Origin of the sequence: Sulfitobacter sp. R18_1 (assembly GCF_017743915.1) — a bacterium.
Classification (GTDB): domain Bacteria; phylum Pseudomonadota; class Alphaproteobacteria; order Rhodobacterales; family Rhodobacteraceae; genus Sulfitobacter; species Sulfitobacter faviae.
Genome location: NZ_JAGHRG010000003.1, coordinates 373,440 through 396,608, shown reverse-complemented (window position 1 = coordinate 396,608; position 23,169 = coordinate 373,440). Strand labels below are relative to the sequence as shown.

The window sequence follows — 23,169 nt, the reverse complement described above, 5'->3', positions numbered from 1 at the left end:
AACTGCTGTTGGGTCACACCAAGATGGACAGCACTGTCAGGTACCTCGGCGTCGAGCTTGAAGATGCACTGGTGATCGCCGAAGCTATCGAAATCTAAACCGCTGGGCCGTCGCCACAAAACGGCCCGCAGCGGACATTCGCTTTATGGCCGAGCGCTGCGTTGCAGCTCCACCAGACCGGCCATTCGTTCATCGTGCAGCAATCTGGCGTATCAGGAACAATCCTATCGCTCGGAACTACATCTTCGGGAACCCTGATAGCGATGCAAGGCAGCTTCTCAGGATCGATGAACACCTACCCCAGCATGAGGTTAGGAAGGTATGTCACGATACCTGGAAAAACGTAAATCAAAACAATTGCGAAGAGGAGCAACATCAAGAACGGAAACGTCGCTTTGGCTATCTCGCCGACACCCCGCCCCGTCATTGATTTCAGAACGATCAGGTTGAAGCCCACTGGCGGTGTGATTTGCGCGCACTCGATAACGATGACGGCGTAGATCCCGAACCATATTGGGTCAATGCCAGCTGCATCAATCATTGGCAGAACAACCGCACTTGAGAGCACCAATATTGAAATACCCTCCAAAAAGCAGCCCAGGATGAGGAAGAACACCGTCAGCACAAGAATAAGAGCGCCCGCACTCAACTCCATTGACTGCACCCATTCCGCGGCGGCGCGTGGGATATTAGCAAACCCTACAGCAATCGACAGGCAAGCCGCACAGGCAATGATAAACGAAATCATGCACGAGATGCGCGTTGCGGCCAGCAGGCTTTCAATCAGCATCCCCCGATTCAAGCTACCGTTAAGAAATGCGAGCAAAAGCGCGCCGAAAATGCCAATACTTGCGGCTTCGGTCGGTGTAGCCATACCGCCATATATAGAACCGATTATCGCGACGATAAGCAGAATCACAGGTAAAAGCTCACGGGAGGCACGGAGTTTGTCCAAGAGCGGCAAACGAGCAGGCGCTGCTCCGGCACGCTGCGGGTTCAGCAGTGACCAGAGGGCGATATAAGAAGAAAACAAAACAATCAGCATCAATCCCGGGATAAGACCCGCGATGAAGAGACGGGCCACCGACTGTTGCGCGACGACGCCGTAAACGATCATGATAATCGAAGGCGGAATTAACAGGCCAAAGGTGCCCGCGCCGGCCAGCGATCCGACCATCATGTGCGGATCATAATTACGTGCTTTTAATTCTGGGATACTCATCCGGCCTACGGTTGCTGCGGTAACTGCAGATGAACCCGACACCGCGGCCATGACCCCGCAGCCGATTACATTGATGTGCATCAGCCCGCCCGGCAAGCGCGAAACCCACGGGGATAGCCCGCGAAACAGGCTGGATGACAGCCCGGACCGCATAAGGATTTCCCCCATCCAGACGAAGAGCGGCAATGCCGTCAGCGCCCAGTTCCAGCTGGCGTCCCACATTGTCGATGCAAGAATTGAACCCGGGTCAAGCGGCACGAAAAAGATGAAAACGATCAGCCCTGCCCCAAGCAATGACATGGCGATCCAGATGCCTGATCCCAGCATGATCAGTAAGGCAAACGCGAGGACTACAACAGCAACAAAAGTTTGATCCATCAGTTATTCTACCGTGCTATCTTTGTTTGTTTCATAATCCGGAACCCTGCCGGATGCGACGAGTGTCAACTGCTCGATCATAGACAATAACATTACGCCAAGCCCGAAGGAGACCGCCGATTGCGGTATCCACAAAGGTACCGCTATAAAGCCGGGACTGAGGTCCCCAAATCTATAGCTCTCGACCGTGAACCGCGTCATGTGATACGCGGCATAGCCGATGATCAGCGCCCCCGCCAAACACGCCCAGAGTTCAACAGCGCGGCGCATCGTTTTGGGGGCGAACTCGGACACCAGTCCAATGCGCACATGCACGCCGTTCACGAAGGTATATGCAAGCCCGAGAAAGGTTGAGGCCGCTAAAAAGAACCCCGATAATTCAGTCGTCTCAATTGGGGTACCCATTTGGCGGGCGACAATCTGCGCGAAGGTCGCAATTGCGATACCCGCCAAAAAGAGGGCTGCGAGATATCCGCAGATACGGGCCAATAAATTGATCGATGAACGCAGCATATTTTAGGCTTCCTTCGTAGACAGTGGAAACAGATCCGGTCAGGGCGGCAAATATCGGCTGCCGCCCTGCATTATCGCCGGCGTGTTTTACTGCTGGGTTGCCAAATACGTATCCAATGCAGCAACCTCTGCTTCTGAAGCAGAGGTCTTCCACTCTTCGATCATTACGCTGCCGATTTCGCTCAGCTTCGCTTGCAATTCAGGTGAGGCATCAGTGACGGTCATACCCGCGTCAGAAAGTTCCTGGCGTTTGCTGTCCGTGGCTTTCTTGCTCATCTCCCACGCGCGTTCCGTTGCCTTTTCTCCTGCGGCAATGATGGCTTCTTGCAAGGCGGGGTCCAAGCGGCTTAGAACTCGTTCGTTCACTATGATGCCGTTTTTGTTGTGCATCGAACCTGTGTAGGTGAAATGTGAAGCGTAATCCCACGCTTGGATATCCGTGCCTGTCTGACCAGAGGTAAATAGCGCATCAATCAGCCCAGTCGAAAATGCCTGCGGCACTTCGGCGAAGGGTAGGATCGTTGCCTCAAATCCCAACAGATCGCCCATACGTTTGGTTGCGGGCGAATAGATGCGCAGTTTCACATCTTCAAACTGTGCCCCGTCGGTCACCTCGAATTTTGTATAAAACCCCTGACCCGGCCATGGCGCATAGCTTAGCACTTTCATACCGCTTTCACCAAATGCCTCGTCAAACCACGGCTTCTGCGCCTCCATCAACTGCCACGCAGCATCATAGTCCCCTGCCACATTCGGCAAGCTATCAAGCGTATACATGGGGCTTTCGTTGCCATAGACACCAAAGCGAATTTCGCCCAGATGGATTTGGCCGGACTGAACCGACCGGCGGATTGCATCGAGTTTGATCAATTCACCGTTTGCGCGCAGATCAATCTTGAGCTCGCCATCGCTTGCGGCCTCGACCTCATCAATGAACATGCGGATGTTCTGGGTGAAGAAGCTATCTTCGGGATAGCCAGAGGCCATGATCCATTGCGTTTCAGCCATTGCCGAGGTGCTCAGCATCAGGGCGCCGGCAATCGCCGCGCCAAAGGTTTTCCGTAGGTTCATTTTTTGTCTCTCCTTGTTGGTTTTTCGGCAATTTATTTTATTCTTGCGGCCCTTGCGTGGTCTTAAACGGAACGTGTAATGCCCCCATCTACGCGGATGTTTTGGCCGGTGATGTATGCGCCCCCTTCTGAGGCCAGGAAGGCGACGACGCTGGCGATTTCATTCAACGAACTGCCATAACGGCCCATCGGGATCATGCTGCGAAATTCTTCTTTTTCGGGCAGGCTGTCGATAAATCCGGGCAGGACGTTGTTCATGCGGATGTTATCGGCTGCATATTTGTCCGCGAAAAGCTTGGAAAATGCCGCGACGCCTGCGCGCATCACACCACTGGCCGGGAAAACGGGGTTTGGCTCAAACGCGGCAAAGGTCGAGATATTGATGATCGCACCAGTGCCCTGCTTTTGCATGATCGGCGTCACCAGCCGTGTTGGGCGCACGACGTTCAGGAAGTAAACCTCCATACCTTCGTGCCAATCCTCATCGGTGAGGTCCAGAACAGGCGCACGAGGACCGTGCCCGGCGGAGTTTACAAGAACATCAATACGCCCCCATTTCTCCATCGCCAGATCGACCAGATTTTGCAGGTCATCGCTTGATTTGTTGGTGCCCGTCACACCGATACCGCCCAATTCCTTTGCCAGAGCTTCACCCTTGCCGGAGGACGACAAGATTGCGACCTGAAAACCATCGGCTGCCAAAGCACGGGCGCTATCAGCCCCCATGCCGCTGCCGCCTGCTGTGATAAGCGCCACTTTGGTCATGTTTTATTCCTTTCCGGTATCGTCGGATTTGAGGTTGAGGTGGGCAACACCGCTGTTCCCCAGATCAACTGCTGCAAAGGGCCCGCCGTGGTGCAGATTGCCTACGTCGGTCAGATCAAGCGGCCCGGCCTCGGCGAAAATCTCTTCCGCAAATTGCTCGGCGTTGTCTTTGGGGCGGTATCCCAGATGGCTGGCTTTGGAGTTGTCCACGGGCGCACGGTCATTATCGCTGACGCCGTAGACAACGGAAAACTCCGTGACGGGCGTATCTATCGACCGCTGCACAAGCTGGATCAAATCATCATAGCTCAGCCAAGTGCCAACGGCGCGCGGGTTGGACACCTGCGCACAAGAGAGGATACGCATGCAGACGGATTCCAATCCGCGTTTATCCCAATAGAGGCTGGCCAAATCCTCGGCAAAGCACTTGGCCAGCCCATAGAACGTATCGGGTTTATGGGGGGCGTCGATGCCGATGAAATCGGTTTTCTTGTGCATCCCAACCGCGTGGATTGACGAGGCATAAACAACGCGCCGCAGGCCGTTGCGATAGGCAGCTTCCCAGATGTTATAGGCGCCGATAAAATTCGGACCCAAGAGCGTTTCAAACGGTGCTTCGTCGCCGATGGCTCCGAAATGCACGACCATGTCCGCGCCAGCCAAAAGCTGGACCATCGCATCAAAGTCCTGCAGATCGGCCTTGATGTAGGTCTCGCCTGGATAGGTCGTATCGAGTTCTTCTGCCAGATCGGTCGAGATAAGCTCTTCGCACATCTTACTAAGAGGCTCGCGCAGGTAAGACCCAAGACGACCAGCCGCTCCTGTTAGTACCAACTTCTTCATAGAGGTTCTCCTGTCTGTTTGGCCCGTTCCAATTGCGCAACTGCCGTTGCGATCCGCTCCATCGCTTGGTCCAGCACCGCTTCGGACGCTGCCGTGGAGATCCGGAAGAAGGGCGACAATTCATACGCACTGCCCGGGACGGCGGCTATACCCCCTGCTTTGAGCAGCCATGCGGTGACATCTGCATCGTCCTTGATGACCGCGCCTTCGGGTGTCTTTGCGCCGATCAGCGCATCACAGCCTATAAAGGCGTAGAATGCGCCACCTGGCGGTTCGAGGGTTAGCCCGTCAATGCCTGCAACCTTGGCCACCACCAGATCGCGCCGGGCTTCGAACGCCTTGCAAAACCTGCGCACCTCATCCTGTGGGCCTTCCAGTGCTGCCGCAGCAGCTGCCTGCGCAATTGTACAAGCGCCCGAGCTGATCTGGCTTTGCACTTTAGCCATCGCCGCAATCAGGTCCGGATGCCCCCCACCGTAACCGATACGCCACCCAGTCATCGCATAGGCTTTGCTAACGCCATTCACAGTCAGGATCCGGTCTTTCAGGTGAGGACAAGCCGCTGCAAATGATTTAAACTGACGGCCATCGAACAAAATGTGCTCGTAAATCTCGTCCGATAAGGTCATCACGCGCGAGTGATCGGCCAATACTGCACCAAGGCTGGATAGGTCCTCGTCGGAATACACCGCGCCCGCAGGGTTGGACGGCAGGTTCAAGAGCACCCAGCGGGTTTTTTCAGTGATCGCGCCGCGTAGTCCTTCCGCCGTCAGACGAAAACCGTCCTTTGCAGGGCATTGCACCGCGATGGGCACGCCGCCAAGTATCAGCACGATGTCTTTGTATTGCCCGAAATAGGGCGCGGGTAGGATAACCTCGTCACCCGCCTCTAACGTGGCCATCATCGCGTTAAAGATGACCTGCTTTGCGCCATTGGACACGATGACCTGATTGATGCCATAGCTCAGGCTGTTTTCACGCGCGAATTTGGTGACAACTGCAGCCTTCAGGCGAGCTGTGCCATCCGTTGGCGGATAGCGCGTTTCGCCAGCTTTTGCCGCCGTATGGGCCGCCTCAATGATGTGGTTTGGCGTGTCAAAGTCGGGCTCTCCAAGACCCAGATCAATCACATCTTCGCCCCGCGCTCGGGCGGCCTTGGCAGCCTGGCTGACCCAAGCAGAGGCAGAGGGTTTGACCGCCCCTAACCGCGATGCTGCAAAGCTCATGTCGTTGCCCCCTCTACCTGAGACAGCAACAGATCCGCACCCCTGGACAGGATCGATGTATCTGAGCCGCAGGCCACAAACGTGAAGCCTTCAGCCAGCAGTTCCGCCGCAAATGCTGGGTCAAGAACCAGGGTGCCAACCGGCACGCCCTGCGCGATCAGGCGCTTGGCGACAGGTTTGATCAGCCCCCACACTTCCGCGTCCATAGGCTTGCCCAGCTTACCGATATCGGCAGCAATGTCGGCGGGCCCGAAGAATATGCCCGAAACACCGTCGACCTGCGAAATCGCCTCTGCCTGTTCCACCGCCGCACGAGTTTCAACCTGCAACAAGACTGCCGTCTCTTCCTCGATCCGCGCCGTATAATCCTTCACACGGCCAAACTTGTTCGCACGGGTAGAGCCGGAAACGCCCCGCACGCCATGCGGCGGATAGCGCGTCGCCGCTACGGCGCGCTGCGCTTCTTCAACCGTTTGGATCATCGGGAACAACAATCCCGGCGCACCAAGGTCCAGCAACCGCTTAACCGCAACGGCGTCATTCCATTCCACCCGAACGATCGGCACGGTAGAGTAGTTGGAAAATGCCTGAAGCTGCCCCAGAACGCTGAAGTAATCGTTCGGGCTATGCTCCATATCGATCAAAGCCCAGTTGTATCCTGCTGGCGCCACAACCTCGGCGGCAAAATTATTTGCCAAGCTGATCCAGAGACCAATTTGCTTATCCCCGGCTTTGAGAGCCTTGGTGAAGGTATTCTGTGCCAGCAACATCAGATCACCGCCTTTTCAACTATCGGTCGTTTGGCGGGAATGCGATCATAGGCAAATGGCGAAAGATCCAGAGAGCGATATTCGCCGTGGGCCACCAATTCCGCGATACCGCGTCCCATTGCAGGGGACTGCTGCAGCCCATGCCCCGAGAACCCGTTGAGGAAGAGAAAATTCGTTAATTCCGAGTGCGGCCCCAAGATCGCGTTGTGATCAAAAGTGTTATAGGCGTAGTGACCTGCCCATTCGGACTGAACCTTGATGGTCTCGAACTGTGGAATGCGGGTCGCCAATACCGGCCAAACATGATTTTCCCAGATCGAGAAATCCATCACGTAGTCGTCGTAGTCGACCGCTGGGTCGACATCGGCATGCCCGCCGCACTGATAGGTGCCGCCTCCGTTTTCACGCACGTGAACGCCTGATGGATCGATGGTCAACGGCAGGTCACGATCCAGCGGTGTATCGGCCTTGAATATCCACGAATAGCGTTTGCGCGGCTCAACCGGCACGTCGATGCCCGCCATACACGCTGTGGCTGCGGCACGCGGACCCGAAGCATTCACCACCTGCCCGCAGGCGACAACATCGCCGGATTTCAGCGTGACGCTTTCAACGCGGTTGCCTGCGGCATTGCGATTGATCGCGACGACTTCGTTTTGGACATATTCAACGCCGCGTTCGCGCGATTGACGCCGCCACCAGTCAAACACCGCGCCCGCGTCAAACAGCCCCTCATCCACAAGGTTGATCGAGCCCAAAACAATATCTTCAACGTTGTAGAACGGATAGGCTGCTGCGATCTGGGCCGGCGTCATCAATTGCGTTGCCGCCCCTTGGGCCAGTTGCACCTGCTGGCTTTCGCGCAGCACATCGGCGAATGCCTCAGTATCCGCGAGGTACATGTAGCCAAACGAGCGGATCGACAGCTCTGGCACCCGTTCATCCCCGCCCATATAGCTGCGGATGTTCTTGACGAAATCGGCGGCGAATTGGCTGATCTGGACGTTCAGCGCGGTTGAAAACTGTTGCCGCATGCAGCTGTTGGTGTGGGTTGTCGAACAGTTCTCATAACTCGGATCGCGTTCCACAACCAAAACCCGGCCGTTGAAATCCTTGTTGTCGCTCAGAAACCATGCGGCGGATGCCCCCATGATGGCCCCCCCGATGATTATGACATCGTAAGAGGTCTGGTTCGGACTGTTGGTTGCGAGGGCCATTATACATCCTCCCCTTTGGCGATCGCCGCTTCCACAGCGTTGATTTCGCTTTGCGCAAGGCCGTAGTCCCGCTGCGCAACTTCGGCAGAGATATACCCCCGCGCCAGATCGCGGCGCACGGCGGCCTTGTCCCTTAGAGAGGGGTCGCCGTAGCCAGCGCCGCCGGGAAAGGCCATGACGACCTTGCGACCGTGCGGCACGAACTGCTTTCCCTTGACTCGCATCGGCGTGCCATCGTCTTGCGCAATTGTGGTCGACGCGCCGTTCTTGCCGCCACGACTGCCGCGTGCGGGATGATCGCCACGGTCAAACATCGCCTGAATGTCAAACTCGTGACCCTCCATGGCCCCCACTTCCATGAACTGCCCCAAACCGCCACGGGTCTTTCCGGCGCCACCTGAGTCCGGGCGAAGCTCTTTGCGCCAAATAATGACGGGGCCTGCATGTTCGGTGGCTTCGATCGGCATGGTCATCACACCCGAGGGGAACGCCGTCGCATTCAGACCGTCAAACTCAGGCCGCGCGCCTGAACCACCTGAATTGAAAGTGAGCACCTCTGAACGGCGCGCATGTGCAGGTGCCGGTGCATCGCTGCGAGGACGCAAGGAGACCTGAAAATTGCAAAGGCACCCCGCCCCTTCGGCAGGCACCAGACCAGGCACAATTTTGTCGAATGCGTTATAGACCGTATCCGGCACAAAATGCCCCACGATGTGGCGTAGCGCGACGGGCGCAGGGTGTTGCGCGTTGACGATTGAATTCTCTGGTGCCGCGATCTCGAATGGCAACAGAGAGGCGTGGTTATTGGGGATTTCCGGTGCAATCGCAACCTTGAGTGCATAGCAGGCATAGGCCTTGGCATAGACCAGCGGGCAGTTGATGCCCTTTTTGTCCAACCCCGAAGAACCGGTGAAATCGGACAGGATCCGGTTGCCCTCAACGCTGACTTTGACCTTTAGTGTGATCGGCACATCAAACCCGTCCACCGTCATTTCGCCACTGGCGGATTTTTGCGGCAAGGCGGCGATGCGTTCGAGCGTGGCGCGGCGTGAATTCTCAAGGATGAATTCCGCGATGCCGTCCAGATCGCCCAGATCGAATTCACGCATCATTTCGACCAACCGGCGGTGGCCGATTTCGTTACAGGTCGCCAGCGCATACATATCACCAATCAGCTGATCGGGTTCACGCACATTGCCGCGCACGATGCGCACAAGGGTTTCATCGACCGTGCCGCGCTCTGCGAATTTCATGATCGGGAGGTAGAGCCCCTCTTCATAGACACTGGCCGCATCCGCACCAAAACCGCGCCCGCCGATGTCCACGATATGCGCGGTGCAGGCGAAAAACCCTACCAACGCGCCCCCGTGGAAGGACGGAGTAACCATAGTAATGTCGTGAAGGTGGCCCGTTCCCTCCCACGGGTCGTTGGTGATGTAGACGTCACCCTCAAACATATTGTCGCGACCAATGCGGCGAATGAAATGCGCCACAGCATCGGCCATTGCGTTGACGTGGCCGGGAGTTCCTGTGACTGCCTGCGCCAGCATCCGGCCTTGGGTGTCATAGACACCAGCCGACAAGTCACCCGCTTCGCGCACCGAGGTGGAAAATGCCGTTCGAACCAATGCTTGCGCCTGTTCTTCGACAACCGAAATCAGACGGTTCCACATCACCTGATAAGAGACTTTTGAATGTTGTTTGACCATGGTTCAGGCCCCTTTCGTCAGAATGTCGATGCAACCGTCAGGCTGGCGAATGGCATCTCGACTGGCTGGAATGATGATGGTGGTTTCGTCTTCGGTCATGGCCGCAGGACCAAAGACGCGGTGGCCCGTTTCAAGGCCGCTACGCTCAACCACGCTGGCCGCAAGGAAGGCACCGGAGGCCGGGTCGAATAGTTGTCGGGTCGCGTTGCCTTCTACCGCTATGGTGTCTTGCGCAATGGCGACCCTTGCCACCTGTTCGGGCGGGGTCGTGGCGTTCACGGACCAAACAGTGATCTCCACGTCCATGCCTTCAACTGTCCGGCCAAACAGCTTTGCATAATCTTCTTCAAAACGCGCAAGGAAGGTCGCGGCATCAGGTGCCATGGCCTGTTCTTCGGTGAGGTCAATCGGAATTTCCCAGCCCTGCCCCGAATAGCGCATGTAGACTTTGAACTCGGCCAAAATCGGGCTGTCCGCATCACAGGTGCGCACAAATCCTGTCGCTTCTTGCTTGAGCTCGGACAAAAGTGCGCTGATCCGGGGCCCGTCAAAATCGCTGAGCTTCATATAGACGGAGCGGTTCGCCTCAAAGCTAAAGGGTGCGCGCAGGAACCCGATGGCCGATCCAACGCCCGCGCCCGGTGGGACGATCAACCGTTCCACCCCCAGCTTCTCGCACAGCCGCCCCGCATGCAGAGGGGCCGCGCCACCAAAAGCGATCATGGTGTATTCGGAGAGGTCTTCGCCATTTTCAACGGCATGAACACGCGCCGCGTTGGCCATGTTTTCATCGACCACCTCGGCCACACCAAAGGCGGCCTCGACGGCGTCCATATCCAGCGTGCCGCCGATATGAGCATTCAGCGCCGCTTTTGAAGTTTCAGGATGTAACGGGATCGACCCACCCGCAAAATTAGCAGGGTCCAGTTTGCCCAACACCAGATCGGCATCGGTCACGGCGGGGCGCTCCCCTCCGCGGCCATAACAAGCTGGGCCCGGTTCGGAACCGGCGCTTTCGGGGCCAACACGGATCTGGCGCATGGCGTCCACATGGGCAAGACTGCCGCCGCCAGCGCCAATTTCCACCATATCGATCACGGGGATTGAAATCGGCATGCCCGAACCCTTCTTGAACCGATAAGTCCGCGCGACTTCGAACACGCGGCTGGTTTTCGGGGTCTGGTTCTTGATAAGGCAGATCTTTGCCGTGGTGCCCCCCATGTCGAATGACAGCACCTTGTCCAACCCGTATCGCGCTGCGATGTGCGCAGCAAAGACTGCGCCCCCGGCCGGGCCGCTTTCGACCAACCGCACCGGGAAATCCGCCGCGTTGGCAATGGAGATAATCCCGCCCCCGGAATGCATCAGAAAGATGCGGCAGCCGACCCCTTCGCCGCGCAGACGCTCTTCCAGCCGGCCCAGATAGGACGCCATCAACGGCTTGATATAGGCATTGGCGACAACAGTGTTGAACCGCTCGTATTCGCGCATCTGCGGGCTAACTTCGGAGGAAATCGAGATCGAAACTTCCGGCAGCTTTTCTGCAAGCACTTCACGGATCATCTGTTCATGAGTGGGGTTCAAATAAGAATGGATCAATCCCACCGCAACACTTTCAAAGCCCGCCTTGGCGATGCGATCAACGACCGCCTCAACCTCAGCGCGATCCAGATCGATCAACACCTCGCCGCGCGCATTGACCCGTTCAGTCACGGTAAAACGCATCTGACGCGCAAGGAGCGGCTCCGGCAAGGTGAGGTTCAAGTCGTATTGCTCGAACCGGCTTTCGGTGCGCATCTCAATGACATCACGGAACCCTTCGGTGGTGATCAGCGCCGTCTTGGCGCCCCGCCGTTCAATCAGCGCATTGGTGGCAAGGGTCGTTCCATGAATGATCTGGCCGATCTGGTTCGGCGTAATACTTGCCTTGGCGCAGACCTGCTGCATACCGTCAATTATTGCGTTTTCGGGCGCCGCATAGGTGGTGAGCACCTTTGTGGAAAACTGTGCGCCCTCTTTTTCAAGAACGACGTCGGTAAATGTGCCCCCGATATCAACACCAAGACGAATTGCTGCAGCTTTCATTCAAGTTCACTCCGATCGTGATCCTGAACCCTTCAATTGTGCAATCGGCCAAGTTTTCGCTTAGGGCGGAATGCTAAGGATTAGAGGATCTATTTCATTCATTCGAGAGTGACAGTCAGATGCCATCACGGCAAATTCTAATATCTTCTAAGGGTGATAACTATTTGTGATCTATATCGCAGAGTTGACCGTGCCTTTCGGCTTCTTCCGCAGCGAATGCTGCGGCGGCTTCTACAAAGCGAGATGCCTTGTCTTGATTGAACCTGGCAAAGAACTTCAGAGGCTTAGGATACCAATCGCTGGTCACTGGAACGAGAGTTCCCGCATTAACATGCTCATTCACCAAGGCAGCCGGCAGCAAAGCGGCCCCCATCCCGTCGACGGCCATCTGCACACAGGATGCAAGGCTGCTTGAATAGACGATTTGGTTACAAGGCAGGTTTCGCGCCTGTGCCTGTTTGGCAAGTTCGTCTGATGCCACAGTGTGCCTCGCATGCATAAGTACTGGTGAACGGAGAATGTCGCCCAGTATGTATGGAACGCCGAACTCGTGAGAATATCCGGGTGATGCGACCCAGACATACTCATAAATGCCGAGCGCGAGCGCCTCCCCCGCCTTGGGAGGAAACGGCTGAGGCTGCAGAGCCAGATCTATATCTCCGGCAGCAAACTGTTTGGAGATAGCTGCTGACAAGCCAACTTCCAGCTCAACAGACACAGACGGATAAGCCGCGCGAAACCGGCGCAAGAAGGCGTGGAGCCAAGTACAGGCGATTAACTCAGTGACACCCAGACGAAGCCGGTCTGCAATAAGGTCTCGGCGGTCCGCAACCTCCCAGAATGTCTCGGCACCACGTAGAACCTGGCGGGCTGCTTCAACCAGTTTGATCCCCCGAGCTGTGAGGCGCACCGAGCCAGCATCGCGATGCATCAAGACGATGCCTAAGTCCGTTTCCAGTTTCGTAATTCTGTTTGAGATATTGGGCTGGGTGGTACCTAAAACTGCTGCCGCTTTGCGGAAACTTCCCATATCAACAACACATACTAATGCTTCGAGTTGTTTGAGTGTAAGATGGCTGCTTATCATAGCGCACCATTGGATAGATTTCTGTGATGCCCGTCAAACCAAGAACGCGCCTGCTCAGTCATCGTTCGTATTCCTCACCCCACCTATTTGAGCGTTTTGCCCGCAGCGAATGGTTGCGATCCGGCCTTCGCGCAGGTTACGGCCCTGCCCATAGTTGAGAATGCGCACCGCTCCGGGCGCTGCGCTGTGGATCACCGAAGCAGCCACTGACCGACTGCGCGATCCTAACCCTTATTCCGGAATTTCTATGGTCTGCGAAGCTTCCGCCAAGCGTTGTGCGTTTGATCGTAAAATCCCGATCAGGTTTTCAAGGCGGTTGGAGGGGGGGGCATTGATAGGGAACAAGAGCCCAAACGACATCCATCTTTCAGGCGTTATCGGTATCAGTCTGATGATGTTGGCATCCACTTGGGAGGCTACCAATTCATCAGCGATTGTGATGCCACCGCCATCTGCCACAAGGGCACAGGCGAGGGCTGAAGAAGCGACTTCACAGCTTGGCTTCGGCGTCAGACCTGCGGATTGAAACATGTCATCCAATTGGTCCCGCAGAAGAAGGCCGTGCATGAGCCGGATCATGGGCTCACCATCCAGATTGTCGACAGAAATTTCGGTGGCATCTGCGAGGAGATGATCAACCGGCACGATGGCCTGCGCCCGGACGCGGAGCAACAATTCGGTGCGTATTTCGGGATGATCCACGGGTAATGCACCGATACCAATGTCATATTCACGTCCGGCCAGCCATTTTCCGGCCTCGCGTCGGGCGCGGACATCCAGGCTGACGCCGATGTCCGGATACCGCTGCACGAACTGGGCCACTGCGGGCGAGGCCAGCGCCTGCGCAATCCTTGGCATCGCAACAACGCGCAGTTTTTCAGTGCGCCCAGCCCGGATTTCAGCGGCAATGCGGGGGATTTCATCTAAGTTATCGAGGATACGACCTGCTTCGCGAAAGAAAGCGAAGCCTGCGGGCGTCGGCGTCAAATTCCTCTTCGAGCGATCAAAGAGTGTCAGGCGCAATTCGCCTTCCAAATTTGAAATTAAGCGACTGACGGCGGGTTGCGACAAGTTCAATACCCGGCTTGCCGCGGCCAGAGACCCTTCGGATAGGGTGGCGCGGAAAGCGCGGAGGGCTTTAATGTTCATGCGAAACACCATTGCAAATTACGTAAGCAACATAAGCATATTTGCATTTTATACAATCATAATTGGATGGTACGAGAGGTATCATTCATTCTGGGAGGAACATTATGAAAAGACGATCATTCATCGGAGCAGCCGTTGCAGGCTCCGCGCTCTTGGCGACGGCAACGGCCAGTTTCGCCGCAGACTGGCCGAAGCGCCCGATCAACCTGGTGGTGCCCTATCAGGCAGGCGGCGGGACGGATGCTTATGCCCGCGCGATTTCCGCCGCAGCAGCAGGCGTGCTGGACGTACCAATTGTCGTTGTGAACAAGCCGGGCTCAGGTGGCTTAAATGGCGCGAATTCCGTCGTCGGCGCACGGCCTGACGGATACACTATGATGATGACATCCGGTGGCTCGTTCCTGTTGTCGACCATTACACGCGACACTGACATTGACGCGTTTGAATCGTTTGAGTTCGTTGCGCAGGTCGGAAACTTGCAGACCTCGTTGATGGTCCCGAAAGACAGCCCGTTCCAATCGGTTCAAGACGTCATCGACGCGGCCAAGGCCAACCCGGGCTCCCTGCGTTGGGCGCATTCCGGACGCGGCGGTTTCCACCACGTGGGCGGTCTTGGCTTCCTTGCCAACAACAGCATCGAGGCACAGGATGTCCCCTTCAAAGGTGGCGGCCCGACCCGCGCAGCGCTAATTGGTGCGCAGGCAGACTTCGGCTTTCTCGGCGTGCAGCAGCTTGCAGGTTTTGAAGACAACCTGCGCGCACTGGCCGTCAACAGCCAGGATCGCGATGGCGTAATGACCGACGTTCCTTCCTTCGGCGAATTGGGCATACCGTTCGCTGCCGTTTCTTCGCCGGTTATCGTATTTGCCCCCATGGGCACCCCGGTTGAAGTGATTTCGACGATGGAGGCTGCGCTGGAGCAGATTGCTGCCAAACCAGAATTTGCAGCACTTCTATCAGAACGAGGCACTGGCCCGGTTTATGCCAGCGCAGCCAACGCGAAAGCGGCGCTGGCTGCGATGAAGGCCGACGCCGCGCCTTTGGTTGAAAGCCTGGCGAACTAAGCGCGCGTTCTTGAGCGGGGCTGCCATGCAGCGCAGCCCCTTTTCAAACGACATGGGAGGAATGGATATGCGTGCCTATGCAGAAGGCATGGTCCTGATGGTATTGGGACTTGTGGCGGTCGTGGGTGTCTGGAATGTGCCCGCCGCCAATGACAACGAAACATGGGCCGGAATTGTCCCCTTTGGCGCGGGCCTCGGGCTTTTGGTTATTGCAGGCCTTATGTTGCTTGGCGCAGGGCGATCCGCTTCTTCCGAGGGGGATAACGCGCGGCAGGACACCGGCAGTGTGCTTTACATTCTGGGCCTCTTTGCAATCGCATTGCTCTACCAGCAATCCATCCGCTGGTTTGGATATGTATTGCCGACAGCCATCGTGGCCCCCGTTGTGCTCTATATTTTCGGCGTGGGCAGCTGGATCGGTTTGGCGGTTTCAGTCGTTGCTTGCCCGCTGATCTACCACATCATTTTCTTCGAACTCCTTGGGGTCTTCCCGCCGTATGGCGAGGTGTTTGACCTGTTTGACGCGATCAGAGGGTAACGGCCATGGACATCTTTCCCGCACTTCTTTCTGTGATCTCCGACCCAATGTTGCTGGCGGCGATCTTGCTGGCTGCTGTCGTGGGCATGGTCGTGGGCGCCATCCCCGGCCTGACGGCCTCTGCCGCCATCGCAATGCTGTTGCCGATCACTTTCTACATGGACCCGCTCTTTGCCTTGGCTTTTCTTTACGTGATCGGCAAATCGGGCCGCTACGGTGGATCGATCGCAGCAATCCTATTCAATACACCCGGTACAGCGGCCTCGGCGGCGACGCAGATTGACGGCTATCCGCTTGCGAAATCCGGCAAGGCCGGCAAGGCGATGAAGGTTGCTACGATCTCTTCCGTCATCGGGGACTTCATGGGCGATGTCATGTTGGTCGTGGGCGTAGGTTTTATCGCTGCACTGGCATTGAAGCTTGGTCCACCCGAGACCTTCGCCATCTATTTTACCGCCTTTGTTGTCATCGGTTCGGTCATCGGAAAATCCATCCTCAAGGGCTTGGCTTCGGCTTTGATCGGTGTGCTTGTTGCCATGGTTGGCCTTGATCCGATCTCCAGCGAAGAACGCTATACTTTCGGCTCATTCGATCTGTCGAACGGCATCGGCCTTGTGCCATTGATGATCGGTGTCTTTGTGCTGGGGGAAGTGTTCGCCCAATTGGAAGAACGCCTGAAAGCCAAAGACACCGAGGTTGAGGCAAGCACCTCGACCGGAGATGACAACGGGTTGAGCTGGGATGAATACAAACCCTGTCTGCCACATGCCCTGCGGGGCGGTTTTATCGGAGCGTTCATCGGCGTGTTGCCCGGCCTTGGGTCTGCCATTGCGGCGTTTATCTCTTATGGAGAGGGCAAGCGACGTGCTCGGAATCCTGAGCAATGGGGCAAGGGTGCGCTGGAAGGCGTGGCTGCGCCAGAGGCAGCGAACAACGCAGTTTCGGGGCCGTCTATGGCACCGCTCCTGACTCTTGGCATCCCCGGATCGACCATCGGAGCGATCTTGCTCGGCGTCTTTCTGATCCACGGCATTCAAGTAGGCCCCACGCTATTTCTGACCGACAAAGAGCTGGTTTACCGCTTGTTTGCCTGCGGAATGATCGGAATCGCGGCCTATGGTTTGATCGGCTATTTCGGTGCCACTCAGGTAGCAAAGCTCATCCTCAAAATCCCGACAAATGTGCTCTATCCAATGATCTTCCTGACATCCTTTGTCGCCGCCTATTCGGCACAGGGCTCCATGTTCGACGTCACTGTGATGACCGTTGCCGGATTTGTCGGATGGCTGATGCGGAAGTATGACTTCAATATTGCAGCTTTCGTCATCTCTTTTGTGTTGGCAAAGGGCGCCGAGGAAACCTTTCGGCAATCCATGCTGATGTCCGACGGCGGCGCGCTGATCTTCATTGAACGCCCGATCGCGGCTCTTTTCCTTGCAATTGGCTTCGCAGCCCTGGCCTTGCGCATTCGCGGCATCCTGCGCGAGCAGAGACTGGCCAAAGGGGAGCTTGGAGATGCTTGATTGGCATTTGATGCAGGACTGCTTCTCAAGCAAAGAGATGCGCCGCATTTGGTCCGAAGCTTCCACGCTTTCGGTCTGGATAAAGGCCGAGCAGGCGCTGGCACGGGCACAATGCGATGTCGGGCTCATCCCGCAAGAGGCGGCAGATGCAATAGGCTCGTTTTCGCATGTCGATCTTGATCAAGATCAAATGCAAGTAGACATGATGATGGTGGGCCGCCCAATTGTCGGGTTAGTCAAACAAATGCGCGCCTACGTCGGCCCCGAACTGGCGTCACACGTCCACTTTCGCAGTACGACACAGGACATCATGGACACAGGTCTGTCGATGCAGATGAATCTCGGACTGCAAGCCGTCCTTGCGAGCGTCGAGCGGCTGATTGAGGCTTTGGGCGAAAAGATCGAAGCCTACAAAGAGGTCCGGATGATTGGTCGCACGAACGGGCAACATGCCGTGCCGATGTTTTTGTCGACAAAGCTGCGTGTCTGGCAAGCGGAGCTGGGCCGACATGTTGAACGGTTGCAAGATGCCTCGCGGCGCGGTCTTCTCGTTCAGGTCGGCGGCCCGCTCGGAGATCTGACATGTTATGACGGCGACACTGGACAGCGCGTCAAATCCAAGCTGGCAGATGCCTTGGATTTGGGCTCTGTCGAACCACATTGGCAGAATGCGCGAGATGGAATTGCCGAGATCGTAACCGGTCTGGGGGTTTTATGCGCGAGCCTGACCAAGATCGCACATAATATCAATCTGTTGTCGTCATCAGATATTGGTGAAATCTTCGAAGTCCATTCAAACGGCAAAGGCGCATCATCATCGATGCACCACAAGAAAAACCAGCGCGCCAGCGAGTTTGCAGAGGCTTCAAGTCGTCTGGGCCGACAACGTGCGGAGCACATCGGTGAACTCGGCTTGCACCAGCACGAGCGTTCCGGCGGCGTGTGGATTGCAGAATGGGTCGTCGTTCCCGAGGTCTTTCTTCTGACATCCGGCGCTTTAGAATGGTCGGAAAAGATGCTGGCAGACATGATAGTTTGCGAAGAGAAAATGGCCGAAAGACTGACCTGAGCTGCCCCCAGAAAGTCTGGAATATCGTAGCTTTCGATCGCTTGCTGCATTAGAAATCGCGGCCCATAGGCGACATTCATTTCGGTCCTGCGCGCTGCAGTGCAGTGTCGCTATACCAGACTTTCACCTGGCCGCCCCCACAATCAGGTCTGGCCCACTGATGCGATGAAAATTTTCTCTGGAGCCTCCTGTCCGAGAAGCCTCTTCGCTCGCTCTTTGTTCCGGTCCTTAATCGCCGACTTTCTCGCTCTTCTAAATACAGGGGCGTACTGTCGCCAGTTGCTGGTCGTAGGGGCTTCGGGACTCACACGCCCATCCAAAGAAGTCTTTGCAATTATCAAGCATCGCCAGAACTGCTCTGGTGTCGGCGCGCTCCACATACTCTCAACCCAACGCCGCGCCCACATGGCATTCTCATGTTCTGAAAACGCATTCTTGGCGGCTTGGCCTGACACGCCTTTGTGGCCGATATGCTTACCCAAAATGTCAGCAAATTCATCAGATCGAATTGAGTAGCCCGCAATCGAATTTGCATATGCTTGATCTAAGCTATCTTCGCTTGCCGCCAGAACTAGGACAGTCGATTTGATATAGTCGGCAGCACCGAAGCGTTCGGCTGCAAGGACTTCGCGAGCGAGGACCGCGTCATTTTCTGAACCCAACAGCCTTTGACGCCAGATTGCTTTTATCGGGTCCGACGCCTCTGCCCCCCAAATCGCTTGGTGCTCAAGCGTCAGGTCATCGCCCAAGGCCAGCATTACGAAACCCTGTGACGACGAAGCCCGCGTCAGCAGAGCAACGGCGCGTTCAGGAGACTCTCCTGAAATCAAATTTGCTACCGCAAAAGCCAGGTTTTTCAGCCAAACAAACTGAGCGACGTCAGCGTGATCCAAGATTTCGAGAAGTTCACCCAGCAATGCCGGAACTTCACTGACAAGACTCCTAAGTTCTTCGATGCTGATATTTTGAATCAACAGTTTTGCATCTGATTCCTTGAGCTCCTCGAAAAACGCCTTGGCCACGGCGTTGAGCCTGTTTTGCTTCTCATCGAAGTCATCGTCGGTTCCCAGAACCTCTTTAAGGCTCCGTTGCTTGGGAAAGCGTTCGCCGTCTCGATCCGTTTCTTCGATAGATAGAAAGGGGAGCGGAGCCGGTTCAGATTTAGAAAGCTTCAAATCTGCCGATGGTGGCTGAATTTCGTTCGTAGCCGCGACCCCACTGCGAAGCCGCTGAACAAAGCATTCTACCATTGGCACTGTAAACGCTTTTCCAAGCCTTTGACTCGCCGCAAACCAAGTCTTCGAGCTAATGCGCTTCAGGAGGTCATCGACAGGCATCTCGTCGTGTGCGCATGCCTGAACCAACAACATTGAACCGAACCAGCCCTCATAGGTCTCTTCATCCACTGCGGCCGCGTTCCAGTTGCTGCGCACGTGCGCTTGCCGAACACTGTCCAGATTACTGTAAGTCGCCAATTCGTAGGCAACAGCGCGCAGCTTTGAAGACGTCCCATGACAACAGGCCAAGTTTTGTTCTTCGAGTTCGCCGGTAGTCTGTGTTTGACCGTAAAGCGCCGCCGCAAGGGCACCATAGGCCGCATCTTCGTCGCCTCTTTGAAGAGCGTCCCGAATTGTGGTTACTATCTCTTCTGATGTCTGAGATTTTAGGCTTGGGATGACCGAAAGAAGGTAGCCTGGCCCGAGCGCTTTTCCTGTCATGCACCTGAGCTGTTCGCCTGCCGAAATCTGTCCGGCAGCGTAGTAGAAGGCGAACATGCGGCAGATCGATTGATCTTGTTCCGGCAATGTCATGAACGCATCAGTCTCTTCCATCCGCTTGATCAAGCGTGCGGCCAAGTCAGCATCGACCAAGGGGAGGTGATCCTCGGAGTTCAAAATTACCTGTCGCAAAGGAAGGCCAGTTCTTGTGAGCAGGCCTGTCAGTATGCTTCGAGTTTTTTCAACAGCGGCTTCGGGTTCAAACCGAGCGGCAACAGGAAGAAAGTCACCGAAACTGTGATCTTCGCCGCTGACCCCCATAGTCTGCCGCATCTTGTTAACGTCGAGCGCAACGAAATGCTGCAAGCCTTGATCCATGTCTGATGGTCGCATAGCTTCGGGATCTGCCACTTTGACTTGACGCCATTCGGTTGGTGATGGCGGCTCAAAGTGATGCCAGCCTTTTCGCAATTCTTCGGCTATTACAGAAGCTTCCTGAGCGTCTCTCTCGTCACCGCTGGCATGGAGCATCCGAACTACCGTCCATTGTCCACCTTTCGAAGTTTTTTCTGCGCGCAGTGGTTCAATCGCTTTGCGAAAGGCGTCTCTTGTCGCGGCGCGATCGATCCGATTGAACGTGGTAAGCTGCGGAAACTCTTTTCGCGCTTTATAGATATTTCGATCCAGTGCGAAGGCCATGCCCATCGCCACGAAGCTATCTGCGAATGGGACAAGGGAATGACCTGCCAGTAGCCGGAGAGCCAACGAAATCAAGTCGTCAGGCTCACTCGATACTTCCGTCATCTGATCCAAAAGACGCTTTTCGAAAGCAGAGAGGTTCTCCAACTCTACATCGATCTCTGCCTTCTTTTTCTCAACTCGTTCTGCATAGCCTGGATCAGTCTGCTTGTGATAGCGTTTGGCTTGCTCGACCGGGTCTCTGTTGTAGTACCGAAGCCAGTTATGGATTGCGGTTTTGGCAGCACGCCAGCCCTCATCGGTCGAAGCAACAATGAATGCTGCGTGAACAAACCAGTCGGTATTAATTCGCCGACCAGTTTCGAGGCCCAGAACCTCCAGGGTATCGAATAGCGCATTCGGTTGATTTTTGATAATTTCTACAAACTCTTCGAACCGTTGATCACTAACGTTCTGAAGGTTTGCGAAAGCATCCAGCAGAACCGAAAAAATCGCGGGATCGAAACGGATATCGTCCAATGCGCAAATTAGTAAAGACGCAAAGAGGACGTCGACCGTCCTGTCCATCGCATTAATGGGTTCGACAAGTTGAGTGATCCGGTCGGCCAAATCATGGCTGGCCCGGTGAGCTTGCCACAGTTGGTCAATGAGCGTGAAACCCAGCGCAAGGGTCAACCCCTCATCCCGAAGTTCATAAAAGTCGCCGGGCCCCGCAAGCGGCCGGTAAAACCGGGTTTCGATCACAGCTGCTGAGTCCGCCTGAAAATTTTGAGGCGGTTCGTTTGACGACGCTTGCACCCGTTCAAGAACCTTTGTTGCGTGGTCACTTAAGCGGCCTGTTAGTTGCGCAAAGGTCTCATCTTCGTAGTGGTCACGCTGTGATGCTCGCAGGTGTTCCATCAACAGCCTGTCTGTGGTCAACCCTTTCCATGCGATGGCATCTCGGTGCGGCAAGGTGTCGACCGCGACCGCCAGTAACCTCGGGTTCTGGAGTGTTTTCAGGGTTTGTTCGTCAAGCCAGTCGAGGGCGATCCCATGGTGCGTCAAAAGTGTATCGCGTTCCGGGGGCAACCATTCAGGAATCTCGATAGTCTTCGGCTTGAATGTCAAACCGTGGGCGATTGCCTTCCCCCAGAAGTGCGGTCTGACGGTCACGACCATCTTGCCTCCAATTTCCGCCAATCGGGATTGGATGCCATTAAGCAGTTTGTGCCAACGAAAGTTTCGCCGCTGGTTCAGGCCATCGATGACTATCAGCAACGAAGCTACTGACGGCGACGCTCTCCATGCTTTAAGCCGGTGCCTCCATCTAAGCCTGAGCGCATCATCCGCGACTTCGTCAGTTTGTTTGATCAGCAGATCGACCAAGAAATCATCAAGGTCGTGGACAGACACACCGTCAAGCTGCTCCGCACTGATGAAAAGCGCCAAGCTTGTTTCGTCGGAACACATCTGTGCAGCAAGCCATGATTTTCCGTGCCCCTCATCCCCCAATAGGATTACTTCTTTGCCTGTAGCCAGCGCATCCGTGATGTTTTTGCGTAGCTCAGTGCGCATTGGCGGGAAGTTTTTGTCCTTCTGGACGGCAAGCCCTTGTCCGAGCCGCTCCCTAGCGTGACGCGTCGAGCCAAAGGTCTGTTCTCGCCATGCGGCATTCTGATCGACTGCGCGCATGAACGAGAGCTTCGAGACATTGAGATTTGATTTGAGACGCTGGAGAAGACTTTTGAACTCCGGATGCCCCGAAATGGAAGAGAACGCAGCATTTAGGTCTTCTTTACTTAGTTTTTTTTGCTCGGTTTTCTCATGGTAATTATCGACAATGAAATTGATGGCCGCACTATCTGCGGCAACCACAGCAATGGCTAGAAGCGGCAGCGGGGCGGCAGTCCAATCCAGAACAAGCGTGGAGATGGCTTGCTTGTCACCATCATCCTCAATAGCGCTTGCGAGCTGCGTACTAATCTCTGTCGTTGCGCCAAGAATCCACAAGCGATCAGCGGCACTGGTCTTCCGGGACAAGTCCGCAATTTTGGTTATTACTTCATTTCGATGAATATCACCTGAGTATCGCTTGGCCTCAAAGCAAACGGGATCGCTCGGCATTGCGGCGTCGCCATCAATTCCTCCCTGCAAGCCACTTGCCGCAAGGCGAAACGGAATGCCTGTCAAATTGGTCAATACAATCCGAAGCAGCCCTTCAAATCCATCTGATCCTGCGGCCTTGAGCGACAGCAGGCCGGTTTTTACCGTTTGAAGGTGCTCATCGATAGACATATAATATCCCTAAATTAACCCATGCAAGGTGACCGCCATTCATAATTGAGCACGGCTCTCCTCACTGCCTTTGGAATTACCGGAACCTATCGCCGCCTTTCATAACGCGCAATTGTCAAAAGCCATAGCCGGAGTCCTTAGCCAGTTGGCGTCCGGCGCATCTGCTTTCGCTTAATCCTTACTCTTGCCTGTGTCTCTGATCGAGAACAGAGCCCGGCTATACTGTTGATCAAATAGAGTTGGGCTG

17 protein-coding genes and 1 pseudogene are annotated in these 23,169 nt (G+C 55.6%); 5 read left to right on the top strand and 13 right to left on the bottom strand.

Annotated features, from left to right (window positions below; genetic code table 11):
• Window positions 1-98 (top strand): annotated as a pseudogene (locus J7392_RS24220) (integrase); the annotation flags it as partial.
• A gap of 197 nt (window positions 99-295) precedes the next feature.
• Here J7392_RS24220 and J7392_RS09295 read toward each other — a convergent pair.
• From J7392_RS09295 to J7392_RS09240, 12 genes are all read right to left on the bottom strand, one after another.
• Complete coding sequence (locus tag J7392_RS09295; RefSeq protein WP_209217288.1) at window positions 296-1,600, bottom strand: TRAP transporter large permease subunit; 1,305 nt, start codon at window positions 1,598-1,600, stop codon at window positions 296-298.
• Window positions 1,601-1,603: 3 nt separating this feature from the next.
• Window positions 1,604-2,113, bottom strand: coding sequence for a TRAP transporter small permease (locus tag J7392_RS09290; RefSeq protein ID WP_209217287.1), 510 nt, complete (start codon window positions 2,111-2,113; stop codon window positions 1,604-1,606).
• An 87-nt stretch (window positions 2,114-2,200) separates the two neighbouring features.
• Complete coding sequence (locus J7392_RS09285) at window positions 2,201-3,139, bottom strand: TRAP transporter substrate-binding protein (RefSeq protein WP_209217286.1); 939 nt, start codon at window positions 3,137-3,139, stop codon at window positions 2,201-2,203.
• A gap of 107 nt (window positions 3,140-3,246) precedes the next feature.
• Complete coding sequence (locus J7392_RS09280) at window positions 3,247-3,948, bottom strand: SDR family oxidoreductase (protein ID WP_209217285.1); 702 nt, start codon at window positions 3,946-3,948, stop codon at window positions 3,247-3,249.
• Window positions 3,949-3,951: 3 nt separating this feature from the next.
• The gene (locus J7392_RS09275; RefSeq protein ID WP_209217284.1) at window positions 3,952-4,791 is read right to left on the bottom strand and encodes an NAD(P)-dependent oxidoreductase; all 840 of its coding nucleotides are present in this window, start codon (window positions 4,789-4,791) and stop codon (window positions 3,952-3,954) included.
• On the bottom strand, window positions 4,788-5,921 hold the full coding sequence (locus tag J7392_RS09270) for an aminotransferase class I/II-fold pyridoxal phosphate-dependent enzyme (RefSeq protein ID WP_348540695.1): 1,134 nt from the start codon (window positions 5,919-5,921) through the stop codon (window positions 4,788-4,790). The genes J7392_RS09275 and J7392_RS09270 overlap by 4 nt, the downstream gene beginning before the upstream one ends.
• Before the next feature lie 92 nt (window positions 5,922-6,013).
• Entirely contained in the window at window positions 6,014-6,787 is a 774-nt protein-coding gene (locus J7392_RS09265) for an aldolase/citrate lyase family protein (RefSeq protein WP_209217282.1), read from the bottom strand.
• Window positions 6,787-8,004 (bottom strand): FAD-binding oxidoreductase, encoded by a 1,218-nt coding sequence (locus tag J7392_RS09260; RefSeq protein ID WP_209217281.1) that lies wholly within the window; start codon window positions 8,002-8,004, stop codon window positions 6,787-6,789. The genes J7392_RS09265 and J7392_RS09260 overlap by 1 nt, the downstream gene beginning before the upstream one ends.
• A complete protein-coding gene (locus tag J7392_RS09255; RefSeq protein WP_209217280.1) occupies window positions 8,004-9,713 on the bottom strand; it encodes a hydantoinase B/oxoprolinase family protein in 1,710 nt (569 codons plus the stop codon). Before J7392_RS09255 ends, J7392_RS09260 begins: the two co-directional genes overlap by 1 nt.
• 3 nt (window positions 9,714-9,716) lie before the next feature.
• Window positions 9,717-11,798: a hydantoinase/oxoprolinase family protein gene (locus J7392_RS09250; protein WP_209217279.1), complete on the bottom strand. Its 2,082-nt coding sequence runs from the start codon at window positions 11,796-11,798 to the stop codon at window positions 9,717-9,719.
• 160 nt (window positions 11,799-11,958) lie between these two features.
• Window positions 11,959-12,885, bottom strand: coding sequence for a LysR family transcriptional regulator (locus J7392_RS09245; RefSeq protein WP_209217278.1), 927 nt, complete (start codon window positions 12,883-12,885; stop codon window positions 11,959-11,961).
• Between the two features lie 231 nt (window positions 12,886-13,116).
• Window positions 13,117-14,034 (bottom strand): LysR family transcriptional regulator, encoded by a 918-nt coding sequence (locus J7392_RS09240; protein WP_209217277.1) that lies wholly within the window; start codon window positions 14,032-14,034, stop codon window positions 13,117-13,119.
• A 104-nt stretch (window positions 14,035-14,138) separates the two neighbouring features.
• Here J7392_RS09240 and J7392_RS09235 point away from each other — a divergent pair, with 104 nt between their 5' ends.
• Genes J7392_RS09235 through J7392_RS09220 form a run of 4 tightly spaced genes read left to right on the top strand, consistent with a single transcriptional unit; the run spans window position 14,139 to window position 18,228 of the window.
• A complete protein-coding gene (locus J7392_RS09235) occupies window positions 14,139-15,098 on the top strand; it encodes a tripartite tricarboxylate transporter substrate binding protein (protein ID WP_209217276.1) in 960 nt (319 codons plus the stop codon).
• A 25-nt stretch (window positions 15,099-15,123) separates the two neighbouring features.
• The gene (locus J7392_RS09230) at window positions 15,124-15,636 is read left to right on the top strand and encodes a tripartite tricarboxylate transporter TctB family protein (RefSeq protein WP_209217275.1); all 513 of its coding nucleotides are present in this window, start codon (window positions 15,124-15,126) and stop codon (window positions 15,634-15,636) included.
• 5 nt (window positions 15,637-15,641) lie between these two features.
• Complete coding sequence (locus tag J7392_RS09225) at window positions 15,642-17,159, top strand: tripartite tricarboxylate transporter permease (protein WP_209217274.1); 1,518 nt, start codon at window positions 15,642-15,644, stop codon at window positions 17,157-17,159.
• A complete protein-coding gene (locus J7392_RS09220) occupies window positions 17,152-18,228 on the top strand; it encodes a lyase family protein (protein WP_209217273.1) in 1,077 nt (358 codons plus the stop codon). The genes J7392_RS09225 and J7392_RS09220 overlap by 8 nt, the downstream gene beginning before the upstream one ends.
• A gap of 143 nt (window positions 18,229-18,371) precedes the next feature.
• On the opposite strand, the gene J7392_RS09215 is transcribed toward J7392_RS09220, so the two are convergent.
• Complete coding sequence (locus J7392_RS09215) at window positions 18,372-22,922, bottom strand: hypothetical protein (RefSeq protein ID WP_209217272.1); 4,551 nt, start codon at window positions 22,920-22,922, stop codon at window positions 18,372-18,374.
• Window positions 22,923-23,169 lie beyond the last annotated feature (247 nt).

Bases quoted from the DNA above. Each gene is read 5' to 3' on its own strand.
- J7392_RS09280 (WP_209217285.1), bottom strand. From the start codon at position 3,948: ATGACCAAAGTGGCGCTTATCACAGCAGGCGGCAGCGGCATGGGGGCT.
- J7392_RS09245 (WP_209217278.1), bottom strand. From the start codon at position 12,885: ATGATAAGCAGCCATCTTACACTCAAACAACTCGAAGCATTAGTATGT.
- J7392_RS09235 (WP_209217276.1), top strand. From the start codon at position 14,139: ATGAAAAGACGATCATTCATCGGAGCAGCCGTTGCAGGCTCCGCGCTC.
- J7392_RS09255 (WP_209217280.1), bottom strand. From the start codon at position 9,713: ATGGTCAAACAACATTCAAAAGTCTCTTATCAGGTGATGTGGAACCGT.
- J7392_RS09260 (WP_209217281.1), bottom strand. From the start codon at position 8,004: ATGGCCCTCGCAACCAACAGTCCGAACCAGACCTCTTACGATGTCATA.
- J7392_RS09250 (WP_209217279.1), bottom strand. From the start codon at position 11,798: ATGAAAGCTGCAGCAATTCGTCTTGGTGTTGATATCGGGGGCACATTT.
- J7392_RS09225 (WP_209217274.1), top strand. From the start codon at position 15,642: ATGGACATCTTTCCCGCACTTCTTTCTGTGATCTCCGACCCAATGTTG.
- J7392_RS09220 (WP_209217273.1), top strand. From the start codon at position 17,152: ATGCTTGATTGGCATTTGATGCAGGACTGCTTCTCAAGCAAAGAGATG.
- J7392_RS09285 (WP_209217286.1), bottom strand. From the start codon at position 3,139: ATGCTGAGCACCTCGGCAATGGCTGAAACGCAATGGATCATGGCCTCT.
- J7392_RS09230 (WP_209217275.1), top strand. From the start codon at position 15,124: ATGCAGCGCAGCCCCTTTTCAAACGACATGGGAGGAATGGATATGCGT.
- J7392_RS09290 (WP_209217287.1), bottom strand. From the start codon at position 2,113: ATGCTGCGTTCATCGATCAATTTATTGGCCCGTATCTGCGGATATCTC.
- J7392_RS09295 (WP_209217288.1), bottom strand. From the start codon at position 1,600: ATGGATCAAACTTTTGTTGCTGTTGTAGTCCTCGCGTTTGCCTTACTG.
- J7392_RS09240 (WP_209217277.1), bottom strand. From the start codon at position 14,034: ATGAACATTAAAGCCCTCCGCGCTTTCCGCGCCACCCTATCCGAAGGG.
- J7392_RS09215 (WP_209217272.1), bottom strand. From the start codon at position 22,922: ATGTCTATCGATGAGCACCTTCAAACGGTAAAAACCGGCCTGCTGTCG.
- J7392_RS09265 (WP_209217282.1), bottom strand. From the start codon at position 6,787: ATGTTGCTGGCACAGAATACCTTCACCAAGGCTCTCAAAGCCGGGGAT.
- J7392_RS09275 (WP_209217284.1), bottom strand. From the start codon at position 4,791: ATGAAGAAGTTGGTACTAACAGGAGCGGCTGGTCGTCTTGGGTCTTAC.